Here is a 16,932-nt window from a genome sequence, read left to right on the forward strand (position 1 = left end):
CAGCTAATTTTAATTCTTTAGAAAACATAAAAGAACCCCTTAGGTTAGATTTCTCCAACTCAAGGGGTTCAGTTCATCACTCTTTTTTTATATGGTAATTCCACCGGTAACTAGTTCATAAATTGCAATTACGGCTAAAATAACCAATGCAATCGCTAATAATCTTTCTAGTTTGGTAAAAATACGATCTTTTTTATTATCGACCTTTTGTAGGTAGCAATAAGCTGGTAGCCCTGCTGCAAACAAGATGGTGGTCAATAGGATGTAATTTAATCCAGCTGCATAAATCAACCAAATGGAATATGCACTAGCAATAATTCCAAGGATTAAATTACGTCTACGGTCGCTAGCACCCTTATCAAGATATGAATATTTAACTTGGTATAATGCTGAAAATGCATAAGGAATTAATACCGCTGAACTTGAAATTGATAAGAACAAGTTATAAGCGCTTGATGCTAAGAAGAATGAAACCATGAATAATTCAACCAATACGTTAGTAAAAATTAGTGAATTAACGGGGGTTCCGTTCTTGTTTTCCTTAGCAAAGAATTTTGGAAATGATCCAACCTTTGCAGCTTCATAAGGCACTTCCGCAGCAAACATTGTCCATGATAACCATGCACCCAATACGGCGATGATTAATCCAATGTTTACAATGATGGCACCCCACTTACCCATGACGTGTTGTAATAAGTCGGCCATGGCTGGTTGACCCAATTGTGATAATTGAGCTTGGTGCATAACACCAAATGAAAGTAATGTTACCAACATGTAAATCATAGTTACGGCAACAATTCCAAGAACTGTTGCTCTACCAATGTCTTTTCTCTTCTTAGCGTATCCTGAAAAGATTACCGCTCCTTCGATACCTGAGAATACGAAGACTGTTACTAGCATTGTACTCTTAACTTGTCCCAACATATCTGAGAAGTTAAATGGTTTACCATGCATTAACCAGAAGTCGCTGGTAAATACGTTTAGTTTGAATGCAGTAATCATAATAACGATGAACAAGAAGATTGGAATCAACTTGATAATAGTAATAATTGTATTGATAAATGATGCTGAATGAATTCCCCTTAAAACAAGGAAGTGTCCGCCCCATAGAATAATGGTAGCAGCAATAAATGATACTAAGTTATGACCGTTATCAAAGATTGGGAAGAAGTAAGTTAGTGAACTCATCAATAGAGTTGCATAACTAATGTTTCCTAACCAAACTGATAACCAGTATCCCCATGCAGAGTTAAACCCGATATAGTGACCAAATCCAGCATCAGCGAAACTGTAAATTCCAGCTTGTAAATCTGGTCGTTTGTTAGTTAAATTTTGAAATGTGAATGCTAGACAAAGCATCCCAATGGCTGTGATAATCCAACCAACTATCACTGACCCAACACCAGCTTGTGATGCCATGTCGTGCATAAGGTTGAAGATTCCTCCACCAATGATTGAACCAATAACTAAACCAATTAGTTCCGTTAAATTCAGCTTTTTAGCGGAATCCTTCATTCTATCTCTCCTTTTTTAAACGATTGGAAACAATTTACTATTATAACGCATTTAAACCATGTTTGTCATATAAAAGAGGAGCAGTCTTTAGGACTGCTCCTCTTTTTTTAATTTATTTTTTCAAAATTTCGTTGATACGTGCTAGTTCATCTTCGGTGAAGTCTAAGTTATCTAAAGCCTTTAGGTTTGAATCTAAATGCTTAGGATCAGATGCACCAGTAACAACACTTGTAACCACTGGATCGTGTAATAACCAAGCTAAACTCATTTGAGCTAGTGTTTGGTCTCTGTTCTTAGCCAATTCATTTAATTGGTTTAGACGTTTTACAACTTCTTCCTTGTTTTCCATCATGAAACTGTTTGTGAAGTGAAGTTTCAAATCATCAGGTAATCCATTTAGATACTTGTCAGTTAGGATTCCTTCAGCTAATGGACCGTATGCAACTAAACCGTCGTTATTTTCTTTTAACGCATCGATAGTTCCGTCTGTTTCTGCAGAACGGTTTAACATATTGTATGATGCTTGGTTAACAACGAATGGTGTGTGTAATTCCTTGAAGTACTTAATGATTTCACGGGTTTGTTCACCATTGTAGTTAGAGATACCAACATATAATGCTTTACCAGATCTAACAGTACTGTCCAATGCTTCGGCAGTTTCTTCTAGACTAGTGTTTGGGTCAAAACGGTGACTGTAGTAAATATCTACGTAGTCTAGACCCATTCTTTCTAGTGATCTGTCCAATGCGGCAATCAAAGTCTTTCTAGCTGAGAATGAACCGTATGGTCCAGGCCACATGTGGTAACCAGCCTTAGTAGTAATCACTAGTTCATCACGGTATGGCTTCAAGTCGTTCTTGTAGACTTGACCAAACATTCTTTCAGCTGCTCCTGAGCCGGGACCATAGTTATTTGCTAAATCATAACTAAAGATTCCTTTATCAAAAGCATTTAGCATTACTTCGCGACTGTCCTTAAAGTTGGCGTCATCACCGAAGCTATGCCACATTCCAAATGATAATGCGGGTAATTGTAAACCGGAGTTTCCGGCTCTTCTGATTTTCATATTATCGTATCGTTCATCTGAAGCTTTATACATTTTAAACACCTCAATTTTCATAATACTACATCTATATTTTAAATTTTATTTGCCCCCAAAGCAAGAAAACAAGTAAACAAAAAAAGCCCACCCCATCACGGGTAAACTTCTTATCTAAATAATTTACCAACAGATTTGTTGTTATGAATACGTAAAATCGCCCTACCCATTAAATCTGCGACAGACACGATGTCTAATTTGTCAATTTTCTTTTCGTCACTGATGTAAACTGAATCGGATACAATCACCTTTTTGATTGGTGATTCTTCGATACGTTTAATTGCATCACCAGCAAAGATACCGTGTGTAGTAACAAGGTATACTGCTGAAGCACCGTTCTGGGCTAAAACATTTGCGGCTTTAACCGCACGTGAAGCAGTGTCAATCATATCATCAGCTACAATGGCGACCTTGTCCTTAACATCACCAATGATAAATGTTGGAATGTGTGCATCGTTTTCAGGATCTCTGTTATCAATAATTGCAATCGGTGCATCAATTAATCCTGCAAAACCTCTGGCTCTTCCCACTCCACCATGATCAGGTGAAACAACAACAGCGTTATCTAAATCGTAGTTTTCTAACATGTGCTTAGCCATTAGCTTATCAGCCTTTAGGTTATCAACTGGTTTGTTGAAGAAACCTTGGATTTGAGCGGCATGTAAATCAAGGGTTAACACACGGTCAATTCCTGCTCTTTCTAATACACGTGCGATTAACTTGGCAATAATTGCCTTTCTTTCACGCTTCTTAGCAGAATGTCTAGCATAACCATAATATGGAATAATTACATTAATAGATTTTGCACTAGTTCTTCTAACAGCATCAATCATGATGAATAGTTCCATGATATTAGCGTTAATTGGTTCACTTAGTGATTGAATGATGTATACGGCATCCCCACGGATACTTTCATCAATTTTAATTTGAATTTCGCCATCACTAAAACGATTAATTGTTGCTTCACCAAGCTTAAGTCCACAAGTTTGGGCAATCTTTTCTGCTAACGGTCTGTTAGAACTTAAGGAAAAGATTTTCATATTTTTATTATCCATTGACTCCACCATGAAAGTGCTCCTCTCGAGTTCCTTTAATGCTTAAATTTTACCACAAAAACTTCAAATTGATATAACAATTATGGTTTGATTCCGTGCATCCCAATCATCGGATCAACCTGATTCAATAAAATCATGTCCTTAGTTAAGCGGTATGATTTTGGTTTATCATCGAATGTTGCTTCGTCAAAAGGTGATTCCTCATCCTCATCAGTTGCTACATTATTTTGTGTATTATCTGAAACTGAATCAGTTTTAGGTTCTTCCACCGGTTTATTATCAACAGGTGCTTGTGCCTTCTTTTCTTCAGCAACTTCCTTAACGATACTACTTTGGTCGTTAACAGATGTTGTAACTGGTTTAACTTCACCATCCAACAATGATTGGATGCGTTGCATCAAACTAGTATTTCTGTTGTCAGATTCACTTTGTGCACATGATAGGAATGAATTGTAATCCCCAATCATAATCAAGGTATCACTGGCACGAGTAATCGCTGTGTACAACAAGTTCTTTTTCAACATCTTGGTAAATTGCGGAACGATTGGCAAGATGACCATCTTAAACTCGCTACCTTGGGCCTTATGGATAGTTGTACAGTAAGCCAAAGTAATTTGAATCCAATCCTTACGTTGATAAGTTACTTCGCTTTGATCAAAGGCGACCGTGATCTTATCTAAGCTTTGCTTACTATCCTTTTCAATATCGATAATTTGACCGATATCACCGTTGAAAACATTATCCTCGGGACTATTTACCAGTTGTAAAATCTTGTCACCTAAACGGTAATGAATGCCACGATATTCGACCTGGTTATCGGTATTGTTAGGATTCATAATCTGTTGAATAACTTCGTTTAGATGATTAACCCCAGCATTACCACGATACATTGGTGATAGGACTTGAATATCGGTTGCACTGAATCCCTTTTGTTTAGCTCGTTTAACAATTTGTTCGATTACTGAACTCATTTGGTTAGCGTTACATGGAATAAAGCTACGGTCTGATTGCTTATCGTTAAAGTCATCAGGTAGCTTTCCCTGTTGAATACTGTGAGCTAACGGAATAATGGTTGAGTTGCTATCTTGACGATAAATAGTGGTCAATTGCATGCTGTCGATTCGTTTGGAGTTCAATAAATCTGTAAAGACCTGACCAGGTCCTACTGATGGCAATTGATCCTTATCACCAACAAAGACAACCTTCATTTGGTTTGGAATAGCGCGTACTAACGCTCTGAATAAGAAGGTATCAACCATCGACATTTCATCAACGATTAACAAACCACCCTCGATATCTTGAGTTCCTTCATCGCTATCTTCATAACCATTTAATCCCAGCAAACGGTGAATGGTACTGGCGGGAATCCCTGTGGTTTCTTGCATTCTCTTCGCAGCACGACCGGTCGGCGCCGCTAACAGAATTGGAAATTCACGTTCCTTGTACTTGTTAATATCCAAAGATAGGTCATTTAAATAAGCATACAAGTAAATGATTCCCTTGATGATTGTGGTCTTCCCTGTTCCGGGACCACCTGTTAATAGGAACATTTGTGACTTGATGGCTTGTTTTAACGCATTAGTTTGTGATTCATCATAGCTAATATTTAGTTTCTTTTCGATTAAACGAATCTTCTTATCAATTGTCTCGTCATCGAATTTTTTAACGACCGGATTCTTGATAATTCGACTGATGTGTTCGGCAATTCGCCATTCATCATCATACAATTCCTTTAAGTAAACACGGTCTTCCTCACCAACAATCTTTTGATTTTTGGCTAACTCTAAAAATTGAGCAGATAAGTCTTCGCCACTAACAGGTTCAGCATTACCGTTATTCAATAATTTTAGCGTTTCTTCGAGGATTGGACCTGTTTGAGTATAAGTATCCCCATTACGTAAAGAAAGAGTCTTAAGAGCAGAAATTAGCCCTGCACGAATTCTTCCAGGATTGTTTGCAGACATACCCATTTGTTTGGCAATATCGTCGGCTTTTTTAAAACCAACACCGTCGATATCTTCAACCAACTTATATGGATTTTCTTGAATTACCTTTAAGGTGTCACCCTTGTATTTGTTATAGATCGCAGAAGATAGACTACTCCCGAACCCATAACTGTTTAATCCAATAATTACCTGTTCCATCCCATTGTTCTTGTTCAATGTTTCAAGCACAGTTGATTTTTGTTTGTCTGATAATCCGGCTCGATCCAATAATGAGTTATTTTCCAATACATCTGAAATTAGATTGGTGCCTAAAGCATCTACCATTCTTTTAGCGGTTTGCTTACCAACCCCTGGGAAATTATCACCAGATAAGTATTCCACTAGTCCTTCTTTAGAGGTTGGGACCGTGCTTTGATAGTTATCTGATTTGAATTGTTTTCCATACTTTGGATGATCAACTAATTCACCATAAAATTGATATTCGCTTTCTTCAGCAATATCCGCAAAATTACCAGTAATTACAATTTCATCTTCATGCCAATCCGAAATGTTTGTTTCGGAAATTTTTACCAATAGTACCTTAAAGAAACTATCGGGACTTTCAAAGAAAGTAGCCGCAACTTTACCTTTTATAAATAGCTCTTGATTGTCTTCAATATGTTCATCATTGTCGTCTACTGAGAACAAATTCATTGATTCTGCCACGGCTTATCTCCCCTTATTTTTTACCATTTTTCACTTGAATAAACTTTTCAATATCTGCTAGACGCTTTTGACCCTTTTCAAAGTACTTAGGATCTTCTCGTTTAGCGATTTCAAAGTATTGGTTAAAGTCTTCTTCCAATACCATTGCGACGATTCCACGGTCAAAGTTGGCCTTGCCGTCCTTTGGCTTAGCTTGTAAGACTTTGTCATAGAATTCTGCAGCTTCACTGAAGTTTCCTAAAGCTAATAAACTACTTGCTAGTAGGTAGTTTATTTCTGGGTCTTGTCTTCTAAAACCTTGTGCGGTTAAAGCAAATACGACCGCTTTTTTGTAATCTTCTTTGGCCATGTAGCTTTGCGCCAACATGATGTAGGCATCTGTCTTCATGTCACCATCAGATAGATTATTGAATTGTTCAATCGCCTTATCGTATTCTCCCGCCGCATAGTAGACATTGCCTAGTCCGTATACCAAAGTTTCTTTGGCCTTCTTACTTCTGTCAGCGAATAGACCTAAGGCTTTCATCATTAGTTCTTCGGCTTGGGTGTAGTTATGTAATTGAACTAAAAAACTTCCTAAGTCGTAGTAGGTACGGTAATCATCTGGATGATTATCAATATCTTCAACTAGTTTATGAAGAGTTTCATCGGCCTTTTTTTGTTGTTCTTCGCGTTCCTTTTCAACAGCTTGTTGCTTTTCTTTAATTTCTTCAGACTTTTGATCCATTTTAATCACCTACATATTAAATTACGTCAGTTTTATCAGTTTTCTTTGTAAGATATTCAGTATTATTCCAACTTACTAATTCAAATGACTTTCCGCCATCAGTTGTTTCTAGAATGGTTGTACTAGTGTTAGCTAGTCCACCACGTTTTCTTAAATCCTTAATCTCAACACCCAAAAGTGAATTGATTAGTGCGTTTAAGGCAGCACCGTGGCTGAAAATAATAACGTTATCTTCATTATCGTTTTCATTTACAACACGTTTAATAGCATACTGCATTCTGCTAATTACGTCATTAAAACTCTCTCCACCAATTTCGTCGGCATCATATTTTTCTGGATGATTTCTGAAATTGTCAAAACTTTGCGGAAATTGTTTTTTGACATCGTCAAACTTTTGGCCTTCCATCTTACCTAAATGAAACTCTTCGAATCGGTTCCATAGGCTCAATTGAGGTTTGCGATGGAAGTGTTGGATAACTCGGTAAGCGGTAATGCGCGCACGCTTAATCGGACTGGAATAAGCATGACTAAACTTAACATCTTTTAGGTACTCACCCAATTGATCCATTTGTTTGTAGCTTTCCGGCAACAATTCGGAGTCTCCTCCGGCACCTTGATATCTGCTTTCTAGATTCCATTCAGTTTTTCCATGTCTTACAAAGTAAAGTTTCACTTTTATCCCTCGTTCATTTTGATTTATATATATTATCTCAATTTATGCGGATAAATTCAAAGTTTATATAAAAAAAGATGCTTAATAAATAAGCATCTTTTGGTTTTAAATGTATTGTAATTCTTTATCGTCTTGGTATGCTGCATCGATAATTGCTGAACCTAGACATTCATCACCATCGTAAAATACAACGGCTTGTCCTGGTGTAACGGCTCTTGCAGGATCATCAAAGTCAACACGTAGTGACTTACCATCATCGTTTAGATGAACAGTTACGCCAACGTCTTTTTGACGATATCTGAATTGAGCTGTACAACGGAAGTCATTGCCACGATCAGCAATGTCATTAATCCAGAAAATATCTGAAGCTTCTAGGTAATCTGCGTATAGGTGCTTGTTTTCATAACCCTTACCAACATACAAGATGTTCTTTGAAAGGTCCTTTCCAACTACGAACCATGGGCGGTTGTCTTTACCGTCTCCACCGATTCCTAATCCCTTACGTTGACCAATTGTGTAATACATTAAGCCATCATGGTTACCCTTTACTTCACCATCAAAAGTCATCATTTTACCAGGAGTTGCTGGTAAGTAGTTACTTAAGAATGACTTGAAGTTCTTTTCACCGATGAAACAGATTCCCATTGAATCCTTCTTTTCAGCAGTGGCTAGACCAGCTTCTTTTGCAATTTCACGAACTTTAGGCTTTGGCATGTCACCTAGTGGGAACATAACTCGGTCTAATTGTTCTGCGGATAATTGACTTAAGAAATAAGTTTGGTCCTTGTTGTCGTCGCTTCCGCGAAGCAAGTGGTTGTGACCATCTGCATCACGTTGCAAACGAGCATAGTGACCAGTAGCGATGTAGTCTGCACCTAAATCTAAGGCGTAGTCTAGAAACGCTCTGAACTTAATTTCCTTGTTACAAATAACATCGGGATCTGGAGTTCTACCTTTTTTGTATTCATTCAAGAAATAAGTGAAAACGCGATCCCAATATTCTTTTTCAAAATTAACAGAGTAGTAAGGTATTCCGATTTCTGAGGCAACTTTGGCTACGTCCTTGTAGTCTTCTGTTGCGGTACAAACACCGTTTTCATCAGTGTCGTCCCAGTTCTTCATAAATACACCTACAACGTCATATCCTTGTTGCTTCAAAAGGTAGGCGGTAACGGATGAATCCACTCCACCTGACATTCCGACAACAACACGGGTATTACTATTGTCTGCCATTTAAAATCACCATCATTTCTTTTAGATTCTTAGAATCTACGATTTGAAGGTCGTATATTCCATAAAAAGTATAATAACCCATTTAAGGCATCAATTGCAATGAAGATGCAAAAAAGAGGGCTATTAAGCCCTCTTTTTAATTATTTTCTCACGAAAACTTTTCTTTCCACAAAGTTATCCATCAAGAAATTGAATTGTTCAACTAATGCATCAGCATTTTTGTTAGTAAAAATATTAACCTTATTTAAACCATTTGCAGTGATGGTACTCATCTTGAATGTTTTTAAATCACTCTTAAAAACAATCTTTAACTTGATACCATTGTAAGGATCTTCTGGATCTAATGTTCTTTCAAACGAAAAGTTACCAGCATTAGTCTTTACAAAACCCATGTCAGATAGTGTGAATTTTTTGATTTCAGGACTAACTGCGTATGTTTTAGAATCACCTTGTAATTGATTTGCTGTTTCAAAAGCCATATTAGTCAACCTTCTTTATTCTCTTAATTACCTTTACTAATGCTGTTGTAAAGGCATCGATTTCTGAATCTGTTGTGAATTTACCAAAACTAATTCGAATTGATTGAGATGAACGATTAGTATCATTACCAAACATCGCCATCAAAACGTGTGATGGTTCGATGTTTCCAGCTGTACATGCTGATCCAGCTGAAATCGCAATTCCTTCTAAGTCCAAATTAGCCAAAATAATGTCTGAAGCAATGCCCTTAATCCAAATGTTAAATACATGTTGGACCGGGTTATCTTCTACAGTTCCGTTAACAACGAAATCAATATCATTATCATTTAAAGCATTAATGATTTGATGTTTGAAACCATAATAACGATCGTGTAGTTCGTGCTTTAATTCAGGTGTAATTTGAGAAACCGCGGTCGCAAATCCTGAGATTGCAGGAATGTTTTCTGTTCCGGCACGACGCTTCTTTTCTTGGTCTCCACCTTTTACAAAACTTGGAAAATCTACCCCAGTTCGTCTGTATAAGAAACCAGTCATCTTAGGACCATTAATCTTATGAGCAGATGTTGATAGTAAATCAATGTGGTCCTCATTTACATCAATATCTAACAATCCATAAGCTTGAACGGCATCGGTATGGAACCATGCCTGATGGTCCTTTAAGATTTCACCAATTTCGTGAATTGGCATGTGAGAACCAACCTCATTGTTAGCAGTCATGATGGTTACCAAGATGGTATCATCGTCTAATGCATCCTTGAAGTCGTCTAAACTAATTACTCCAGTTTCATCAACTGGTAGGTAAGTTACTTTAAAACCTTGTTCTTCAAGATAAGCAAGTGGTTTTAACACTGCTTCGTGTTCAATGGCAGTTGTAATAATATGGTTTCCTAAATTCTTTCTTGCTTCTGCGGTTTGAAGAATTGCGGTATTATCACTTTCACTGCCACCACTTGTAAAAATAATTTCGTCTGGCTTCGCATTAATACTGTTGGCGATAATGTCTCTACTATCTTCCAATACGGTATGAGCTTTTCTACCAATGCTGTACAAGGTAGAAGCGTTACCGTAAACGTTTTGCATCTTATCGTACATGTCATCCAAAACATTTTTATCCATTGGAGTGGTAGCTGCATTATCTAAGTAGATTTCAGTCAAGTATACCTAAACCCCTTCTATTTTTGATTTGCGAATAAGTCTAATAACATTTGAGCAGATTTCTTACCTGCATCAATAATAAATTCGTCAAAGCTACGATCAGCATCGCCGTTGGCGTTGTCTGACATTGCTCTAACTACAACGTATGGGATATCAAATTGGTTAGCAACTTGTCCCACAGCTGCCCCTTCCATTTCACATGAAAGTGCGTCAGGGAAGTTCTTTAGAATGTTATCAATCACTGCTTGGTCGGCAACGAATTGATCACCTGTTACGATTAATCCTTTTTGAACGTTTAAACCAACTTCCTTAGAAGCTTCAGTAATTTCTTTTACCCATTTTTCTGAAGCTTTGAATCTTGCTGGTTGACCTGGTAATTGGCCGTATTCGTATCCAGCAGCTCTGGCGTCAACGTCGTGGTATGCAGTTTCAGTTGAAACAACAACATCACCGACAGCTAAGCCTTGGCCAATTCCACCGGCTGAACCTGAGTTGATAACGATATCAACATCAAAGCTAGTAATTAATTGAGCAGTTGTTAAACCAGCTTCAACTTTACCGATTCCTGAACGAACAAGAACAACTTCTTGTCCAGAAATGTTACCTTCGTAGAAAGTCATCTCTTTGATGTCAACTTTCTTAGTGTTGTCTAAGTTATCTAGCAATGATTTGATTTCTTCGTCCATTGCACATAAAATTCCAAATTTCATAAATATCTCCTTAAGGATTAACGTAGATTAGTATTAAGTAAACGACAATGATTGCAAGAATTAAAAATGCAATTGCCCAGTTAAGTCTTCTGCCTAAACGTTTTGTCTTTTGTTCGGTTGTCATTGCATGGGCCTTACCCTTTTTTTCTTCGGGTCTAGTTCTCTTCAATGTAGGTTGCTCAACTGGTTCGTCTCTTTTTATAAAATCATCGTCAATAGAATTTCTTTTTTGACTATTTTGATACTCTTTTCTAGTTATCATATTGGACTTGCTCCTTTATTAATTAAAGACCAATCTTGTCATGTAACTTCCAATAATAAATAGCAGTAATTGTCTTAGCATCCTCGATTTCGCCACTTTCAATCATTGCCATGGCTTCATCAAGTGAGTATTCCTTAATTCTCAAATATTCACCTTGATCTCTAGGTAATTCATCTTCAACTGGTTCCAGATCAGTTGCCAAGTATAGGTCCATGTATTCATCACAAAAACCAACACTTGAATAAAATCCGGTGATTCGTTTGATGTTGTTAGCCTTGTATCTAGTTTCTTCGTTCAACTCACGAACTACAGTATCCAAGGCAGTGCCATGGTCTCTACTATCAACTTTACCGGCAGGAATCTCGATTGTTTCTTTAGCAACAGGAGCTCTCCATTGGGTTTCTAATAACATCTTGTTGTTCTTAGTTAAGACTAAAATACCAACGGCATTGGAATGATGAACAACATCTCTAGTTGATGTTTCACCATTTGGCAATTCAACTGTTTGTTTTTCAACGTTGATAATTGCGCCATCGTACTTAGGCTCAACACCTAGTACCTTTTCCTCTAAATCCATAATATCAGCCCTTTTTTTGTTATATATTCATTCTATATATATTTAATTATTTTTTCAATGGACTGACTAATCAATTACACGAATTTTGACAGCTTGTGGGCCCTTCATGCCTTGTGCAATTTGATATTCCACTTGTTGACCAATTTCAATTTCATTTCTAGTCTTGTTTTCGACCGCTGAACCATGGAAGAAGACCTTGTTCTTGTCTTCGCCCTTTAGAAAACCAAAATCGTGATCCGGGTTAAAATTATTTACTTTACCTTTAATCATATTATTTCTCCTTAAAAATAAAAAACTGGGATAATCCCAGTTTTTTATCGATTATTCTTCGAATCCTTCAGTAGCTGTTTCTGGGAAGTTATCACGAACAATCTTAGCACAACGTGCACAGAATTGTGGATAATCTGCATCAGAACCAACATCTGTAGAGATTAGACGACAACGTTCACAAGTGTCACCTTCAGCATGTTCAACTACGATTGAAACACCGTCGTTAAAGCTTTGTGCATCACTTGGAGCATCAGCTAAATCTTTAACTTCTAGTTGTGAAACCATCAAAATTTGACCAACATTTGTGTGTAGGTTTTCTAGTAATGATTTCACTTCATCATTTACAAATAATGATAGCTTAGCTTCTGAAGCCTTACCAATTAGCTTGTTATTTCTAGCTTCTTCCAATGCCTTCAATACGTCATCTCTGACTTCCATGAACTTATGCCAGTTTGATGAAAGTTCATCTGCACCAGGTAAGTCCATTGGTTCTGGCATTTCTGATAGTTGAACGAATTCTTCTTTTTCAGATAGGAATGGCCAGATTTCTTCAGCAGTGTGAGGAAGAATTGGTGTAATTAATTTAGTAATTGCAACAGCTGCATTGTATAGAACTGTTTGCATTGATCTTCTTTCCGCACTATCTTCAGCATAGATGTATAGGATATCCTTAGCGAAGTCTAGGTAGAAAGCTGAAAGATCAGCATTGATGAATGAAAGTAGACGACGGTTTAGACTTAAGAAGTCAAAGTTGTCGTAGTCTGCCTTAATGTCTTTTACGAAGTTGTTTAACTTAACCATCATGTATTGGTCAGCTGACTTCATGTCTGCAAAATCAACACTGTTTTCCTTAGGATCAAAGTCAGAAGTGTTGGCAAGCATGTATCTCATGGTATTTCTAATCTTCTTGTATGAGTCAGAAATCTTAACAAAGTTTTCCATTGATACACGAACATCGGCAGAAGTATCTACAGAAGTTACCCATAGACGAACGATTTCTGCACCCATCTTCTTAATAACTTCATCAGGAGCAATTGTGTTACCAAGTGATTTACTCATCTTGTGACCTTCACCATCAAGAGTGAATCCTTGTGATAATAATTGCTTGTATGGAGCCTTACCGCTAAATGCAACACTAGTAATTAAACTTGAGTTGAACCATCCACGGTATTGGTCAGAACCTTCTAGGTATAGGTCTGCAGGGTATGTTAGGTAATCACGTTCGGCACAAACACCTTGGTGTGATGAACCTGAGTCAAACCATACATCCATGATGTCGTTTTCCTTAGTAAACTTACCATTTGGTGAATGTTCACTAGTGAATCCTTCTGGTAATAGGTCCTTAGCTTCTTTTTCGAACCAAATGTCTGAACCATGTTTTGCAAATAAGTCTGCGACGTGGTCAGTAGTTTCTTTAGTGATGATAGGAGTACCATCTTCACCATAGAAGATTGGTAGTGGAACACCCCAAACACGTTGTCTTGAGATTACCCAGTCACCACGATCTTTAATCATGTTGTATAGACGTTTCTTACCCCATTCAGGTTTGAATTCAACGTCTTCGATGGCATTTAGAATGTCATCTCTAATCTTATCAACAGAAGCAAACCATTGATCAGTAGCACGGTAAATAACCGGCTTCTTAGTTCTCCAGTCAAATGGGTAACTATGAGTGATTGGTTGGTACTTCAATAATAAGTTCTTTTCTTTTAACTTGTTTAATGAAATTTCGTTTGCATCGTCGTAGAAGACACCTTCGAAATCTGGACCAGCTTCCTTAGTTAGGTAACCTTGTGCGTCAACATCAACAAAGATGTCTAGACCGTATGATTTACCAACGTAGTAGTCATCTTCCCCAAAACCAGGAGCAGTATGAACTAAACCAGTACCAGTATCGATAGTAACGAAATCACCTAGCATTGTTAATAGTTGTCTGTCCATAAATGGATGTTGAGCTAATACACCTTCTAGTTCTTGACCTCTTACAGTCTTTACGATTTCGTAATCTTCCCAACCGAATAATTCGGCATCTTTTTCAACTAATTCAGCAGCTAAAACAAACTTACGATCATCGTTAGCTGGTTTAACAACTGCATAGTCGAATCCGGCATCAATTGTGATACCCATTGAAGCAGGAATGGTCCATGGAGTAGTAGTCCATACAACCATGTATGTGTTATCTTCGTCTAAAACACCTTTACCATCGACAACCTTTTCAGCGTAGAAAGCTGAAGGTGATTCGATATCGTGATATTCAACTTCGGCTTCAGCTAGAGCTGATTCTGAAGACCATGACCAGATAACTGGTTTCTTACCACGGTAGATTAAGCCTTTTTCAGCCATCTTACCGAATACACGAATTTCAGCAGCTTCAAATTCAGGCTTTAGAGTTAGGTATGGGTTGTCCCATTCACCAGTAACACCTAGACGTTTGAAACCTTCTCTTTGACGATCAACTTGTTTCAAAGCATAATCATGACAAAGTTTTCTGAATTCATTAGTATCCATTTTCTTTCTGTCATATCCAGCTTGAGTAAGCTTTTGTTCGATTGGTAAACCGTGAGTATCCCAACCTGGTACGTAAGGTGCTCTAAAGCCGTTCATTGACTTGTATCTTACAATAAAGTCCTTTGAAATCTTGTTTAAAGCGTGTCCCATATGAATGTCACCATTAGCATATGGAGGTCCATCATGAAGAACAAATGATGGTTTTCCTTCGTTTAGTTTTTGTCTCATTTGGTAGACGTGATTGTCTTCCCATGCTTTTTGTCTTTCAACTTCTTTAACAGGTAAGTTCCCACGCATCTTAAACTTGGTCTTACCTAGGTTCAAAGTATCTTTTACACGCATAACACACACTCCCTTTTCAAATTATAAAAAAAGAAGACTTCATCACAAGGGACGAAGTCTTCCGCGGTACCACCCAAATTAGGACATTAAAATTTAATATCCCATCTTTATTTACTACATTAAAAGAGATTAGCCAGAGGTGATCTGCATAGAATGATTTACAACTGACCTTCCACCATTTGTCAGCTCGCTATATTGTGTCGAATTCTAAGCTTTCTATTCTCTATCTCAAGTTATTCAATTTCTTTGAATGAGCCATCAGGATAAATCTTAATAGTTGCATCTGCTGGCATTTCTTTACCTTCAGATTGTACAACTGTTTCCTTAAAATTGTCAAGGTTATTAATTTGTTCGTTAACCTTGTTGAAATTACCGTCAATTCCGGAAATCATTTGATCCCATTCTGGACTATTAACAAATTGCATTTGGCTTTCAAGTAAAGTTCTGATTTTTTCTCTGAATGATTCAGTTGTCTTTCTTAAATCATCATTTGCAATAAGTAGTGCTTTAGATTGGTTTGAGATATTTTCAACGATGTCTTTAGCCTTAACGCTAGCATCATTCAAAATTTCATCAGCTTGTTTTCTTGATTGTTCAGTTACGTTGTTGGCTTCGTTTTGAGCTTCAACCTTAACCTTATCAGCAGCATTTTGTGCAATGATAATTGATTGATTCAATGAATCCTTCATACCATTATAGTATTTTAGTTCATCTTCAGTTTGTTTCAAACGGTTCTTCATATCGATATTTTCGGATAAAGTTAATTGGTAATCCTTGATAATACGATCTAAGAATTCGTTTACCTCGTCAATATTGTAACCTCTCATTTTTACAGAAAACTCTTTATTATGAATATCTTGTGGGCTAAGTACCATTGTATCTCTCCTCCAACCTAGTTTTTTAATACAGAAATAATGGCTCTATATTTACCTTTTTTGGTTTGGCCTTCCTGACGCTTTAAACGAATGCGGCCGAATCTTCTAACCGATACAACATCGTGTGTTGTAATTTCGTAATCCGGTCGACTGTTTACCGCCCAGTTAAGGTGAACCTTTTGATGACTAACTAACTCTTTCGCATCATTTCTGGATATGTTAAATCCTTCCGAAATTAAGTTATCCATTCTAAATGATGATAGAGTCGTTGATTCATCTCTCCATTCATTCTCCGGCGTAATTACGTCAGAAAATTCTGTTTCAATCAGTGAAACTTTTGTTTTACCAATTGAGCTAATTTGCATTTTTAAGAAGTCAGCAATTTCTCTTGTACATATGAATTGCCATCTTGTTCCGTCAGTTAAAATATCTCCAATTGTTGATCTCTCAACACCTGAACCTAATAAAGTTCCCAATATCTTACTGTGACGTAATTTTGAGAACTTTACTGGATATCTAATTTCAAACAACTTAACTTGATAATCATCTTCAGATGGTTCGAAGTATTCTGGATATATCAAGCCACGTTTCATTTCTGAGTTTGGATATCCCCCGAAAAAGGCGACCGACAAGTCACTCTGGCGGTTAACTAAAGTTGTTAAAATATAAACCTGTCTGGGATTTAAAAACTTAGTTAAGATTGGACGATATTGATTAATTGACTCATCAATTAAATCTGCACAAGAATCGATGAAAGGAACTTCTTCTTTTCTAAAATGCTGTTCAATATTTTTATCCAT

Annotated in this window: 16 protein-coding genes; all 16 read right to left on the reverse strand. The window is 37.1% G+C overall.

The genetic code is table 11. The features are described 5' to 3' along the window. Positions 1-87: 87 nt before the first annotated feature. On the reverse strand, positions 88-1,515 hold the full coding sequence (arcD, locus tag JUD45_RS05795) for an arginine-ornithine antiporter (protein WP_138726622.1): 1,428 nt from the start codon (positions 1,513-1,515) through the stop codon (positions 88-90). A gap of 112 nt (positions 1,516-1,627) precedes the next feature. Then, complete coding sequence (locus JUD45_RS05800) at positions 1,628-2,614, reverse strand: aldo/keto reductase (RefSeq protein WP_138726621.1); 987 nt, start codon at positions 2,612-2,614, stop codon at positions 1,628-1,630. A 110-nt stretch (positions 2,615-2,724) separates the two neighbouring features. Then, positions 2,725-3,681 (reverse strand): ribose-phosphate diphosphokinase, encoded by a 957-nt coding sequence (locus JUD45_RS05805; RefSeq protein ID WP_138726620.1) that lies wholly within the window; start codon positions 3,679-3,681, stop codon positions 2,725-2,727. Positions 3,682-3,749: 68 nt separating this feature from the next. Further along, complete coding sequence (gene recD2 / locus JUD45_RS05810) at positions 3,750-6,320, reverse strand: SF1B family DNA helicase RecD2 (RefSeq protein WP_308438518.1); 2,571 nt, start codon at positions 6,318-6,320, stop codon at positions 3,750-3,752. Between the two features lie 13 nt (positions 6,321-6,333). Then, complete coding sequence (locus tag JUD45_RS05815; protein WP_203619843.1) at positions 6,334-7,047, reverse strand: tetratricopeptide repeat protein; 714 nt, start codon at positions 7,045-7,047, stop codon at positions 6,334-6,336. Positions 7,048-7,063: 16 nt separating this feature from the next. Next, positions 7,064-7,720: a histidine phosphatase family protein gene (locus tag JUD45_RS05820; protein WP_081006902.1), complete on the reverse strand. Its 657-nt coding sequence runs from the start codon at positions 7,718-7,720 to the stop codon at positions 7,064-7,066. A 105-nt stretch (positions 7,721-7,825) separates the two neighbouring features. Continuing rightward, positions 7,826-8,953, reverse strand: coding sequence for a tRNA 2-thiouridine(34) synthase MnmA (gene mnmA, locus JUD45_RS05825; RefSeq protein ID WP_041152391.1), 1,128 nt, complete (start codon positions 8,951-8,953; stop codon positions 7,826-7,828). A 140-nt stretch (positions 8,954-9,093) separates the two neighbouring features. Further along, positions 9,094-9,432 (reverse strand): DUF1831 domain-containing protein, encoded by a 339-nt coding sequence (locus JUD45_RS05830; RefSeq protein WP_138726617.1) that lies wholly within the window; start codon positions 9,430-9,432, stop codon positions 9,094-9,096. A 1-nt stretch (position 9,433) separates the two neighbouring features. Beyond that, on the reverse strand, positions 9,434-10,588 hold the full coding sequence (locus JUD45_RS05835; RefSeq protein ID WP_138726616.1) for a cysteine desulfurase family protein: 1,155 nt from the start codon (positions 10,586-10,588) through the stop codon (positions 9,434-9,436). A 17-nt stretch (positions 10,589-10,605) separates the two neighbouring features. After that, positions 10,606-11,298, reverse strand: coding sequence for a 5'-methylthioadenosine/adenosylhomocysteine nucleosidase (locus tag JUD45_RS05840; RefSeq protein WP_041152394.1), 693 nt, complete (start codon positions 11,296-11,298; stop codon positions 10,606-10,608). Between the two features lie 10 nt (positions 11,299-11,308). Continuing rightward, positions 11,309-11,560: a hypothetical protein gene (locus JUD45_RS05845; protein ID WP_034534465.1), complete on the reverse strand. Its 252-nt coding sequence runs from the start codon at positions 11,558-11,560 to the stop codon at positions 11,309-11,311. A 22-nt stretch (positions 11,561-11,582) separates the two neighbouring features. Continuing rightward, positions 11,583-12,137 (reverse strand): NUDIX hydrolase, encoded by a 555-nt coding sequence (locus JUD45_RS05850; protein WP_034534468.1) that lies wholly within the window; start codon positions 12,135-12,137, stop codon positions 11,583-11,585. Between the two features lie 66 nt (positions 12,138-12,203). Beyond that, positions 12,204-12,407 (reverse strand): cold-shock protein, encoded by a 204-nt coding sequence (locus tag JUD45_RS05855; RefSeq protein ID WP_034531780.1) that lies wholly within the window; start codon positions 12,405-12,407, stop codon positions 12,204-12,206. A 51-nt stretch (positions 12,408-12,458) separates the two neighbouring features. Continuing rightward, positions 12,459-15,257, reverse strand: a complete 2,799-nt coding sequence (ileS, locus tag JUD45_RS05860) for an isoleucine--tRNA ligase (RefSeq protein WP_198177905.1) — start codon at positions 15,255-15,257, stop codon at positions 12,459-12,461. A gap of 233 nt (positions 15,258-15,490) precedes the next feature. After that, positions 15,491-16,132: a DivIVA domain-containing protein gene (locus JUD45_RS05865; protein ID WP_051592212.1), complete on the reverse strand. Its 642-nt coding sequence runs from the start codon at positions 16,130-16,132 to the stop codon at positions 15,491-15,493. 17 nt (positions 16,133-16,149) lie between these two features. Next, the gene (locus JUD45_RS05870; protein WP_034534473.1) at positions 16,150-16,932 is read right to left on the reverse strand and encodes a YlmH family RNA-binding protein; all 783 of its coding nucleotides are present in this window, start codon (positions 16,930-16,932) and stop codon (positions 16,150-16,152) included.

Source organism: Apilactobacillus nanyangensis, from assembly GCF_016861915.1.
GTDB classification, from domain to species: domain Bacteria; phylum Bacillota; class Bacilli; order Lactobacillales; family Lactobacillaceae; genus Apilactobacillus; species Apilactobacillus nanyangensis.

What these genes read in the sequence shown, in the direction of transcription:
- JUD45_RS05815 (WP_203619843.1), bottom strand. Translation starts at nt 7,047, where the DNA reads ATGGATCAAAAGTCTGAAGAAATTAAAGAAAAGCAACAAGCTGTTGAA.
- JUD45_RS05855 (WP_034531780.1), bottom strand. Translation starts at nt 12,407, where the DNA reads ATGATTAAAGGTAAAGTAAATAATTTTAACCCGGATCACGATTTTGGT.
- JUD45_RS05800 (WP_138726621.1), bottom strand. Translation starts at nt 2,614, where the DNA reads ATGTATAAAGCTTCAGATGAACGATACGATAATATGAAAATCAGAAGA.
- JUD45_RS05805 (WP_138726620.1), bottom strand. Translation starts at nt 3,681, where the DNA reads ATGGTGGAGTCAATGGATAATAAAAATATGAAAATCTTTTCCTTAAGT.
- arcD (WP_138726622.1), bottom strand. Translation starts at nt 1,515, where the DNA reads ATGAAGGATTCCGCTAAAAAGCTGAATTTAACGGAACTAATTGGTTTA.
- JUD45_RS05850 (WP_034534468.1), bottom strand. Translation starts at nt 12,137, where the DNA reads ATGGATTTAGAGGAAAAGGTACTAGGTGTTGAGCCTAAGTACGATGGC.
- mnmA (WP_041152391.1), bottom strand. Translation starts at nt 8,953, where the DNA reads ATGGCAGACAATAGTAATACCCGTGTTGTTGTCGGAATGTCAGGTGGA.
- JUD45_RS05865 (WP_051592212.1), bottom strand. Translation starts at nt 16,132, where the DNA reads ATGGTACTTAGCCCACAAGATATTCATAATAAAGAGTTTTCTGTAAAA.
- ileS (WP_198177905.1), bottom strand. Translation starts at nt 15,257, where the DNA reads ATGCGTGTAAAAGATACTTTGAACCTAGGTAAGACCAAGTTTAAGATG.
- JUD45_RS05870 (WP_034534473.1), bottom strand. Translation starts at nt 16,932, where the DNA reads ATGGATAAAAATATTGAACAGCATTTTAGAAAAGAAGAAGTTCCTTTC.
- JUD45_RS05845 (WP_034534465.1), bottom strand. Translation starts at nt 11,560, where the DNA reads ATGATAACTAGAAAAGAGTATCAAAATAGTCAAAAAAGAAATTCTATT.
- JUD45_RS05840 (WP_041152394.1), bottom strand. Translation starts at nt 11,298, where the DNA reads ATGAAATTTGGAATTTTATGTGCAATGGACGAAGAAATCAAATCATTG.
- JUD45_RS05830 (WP_138726617.1), bottom strand. Translation starts at nt 9,432, where the DNA reads ATGGCTTTTGAAACAGCAAATCAATTACAAGGTGATTCTAAAACATAC.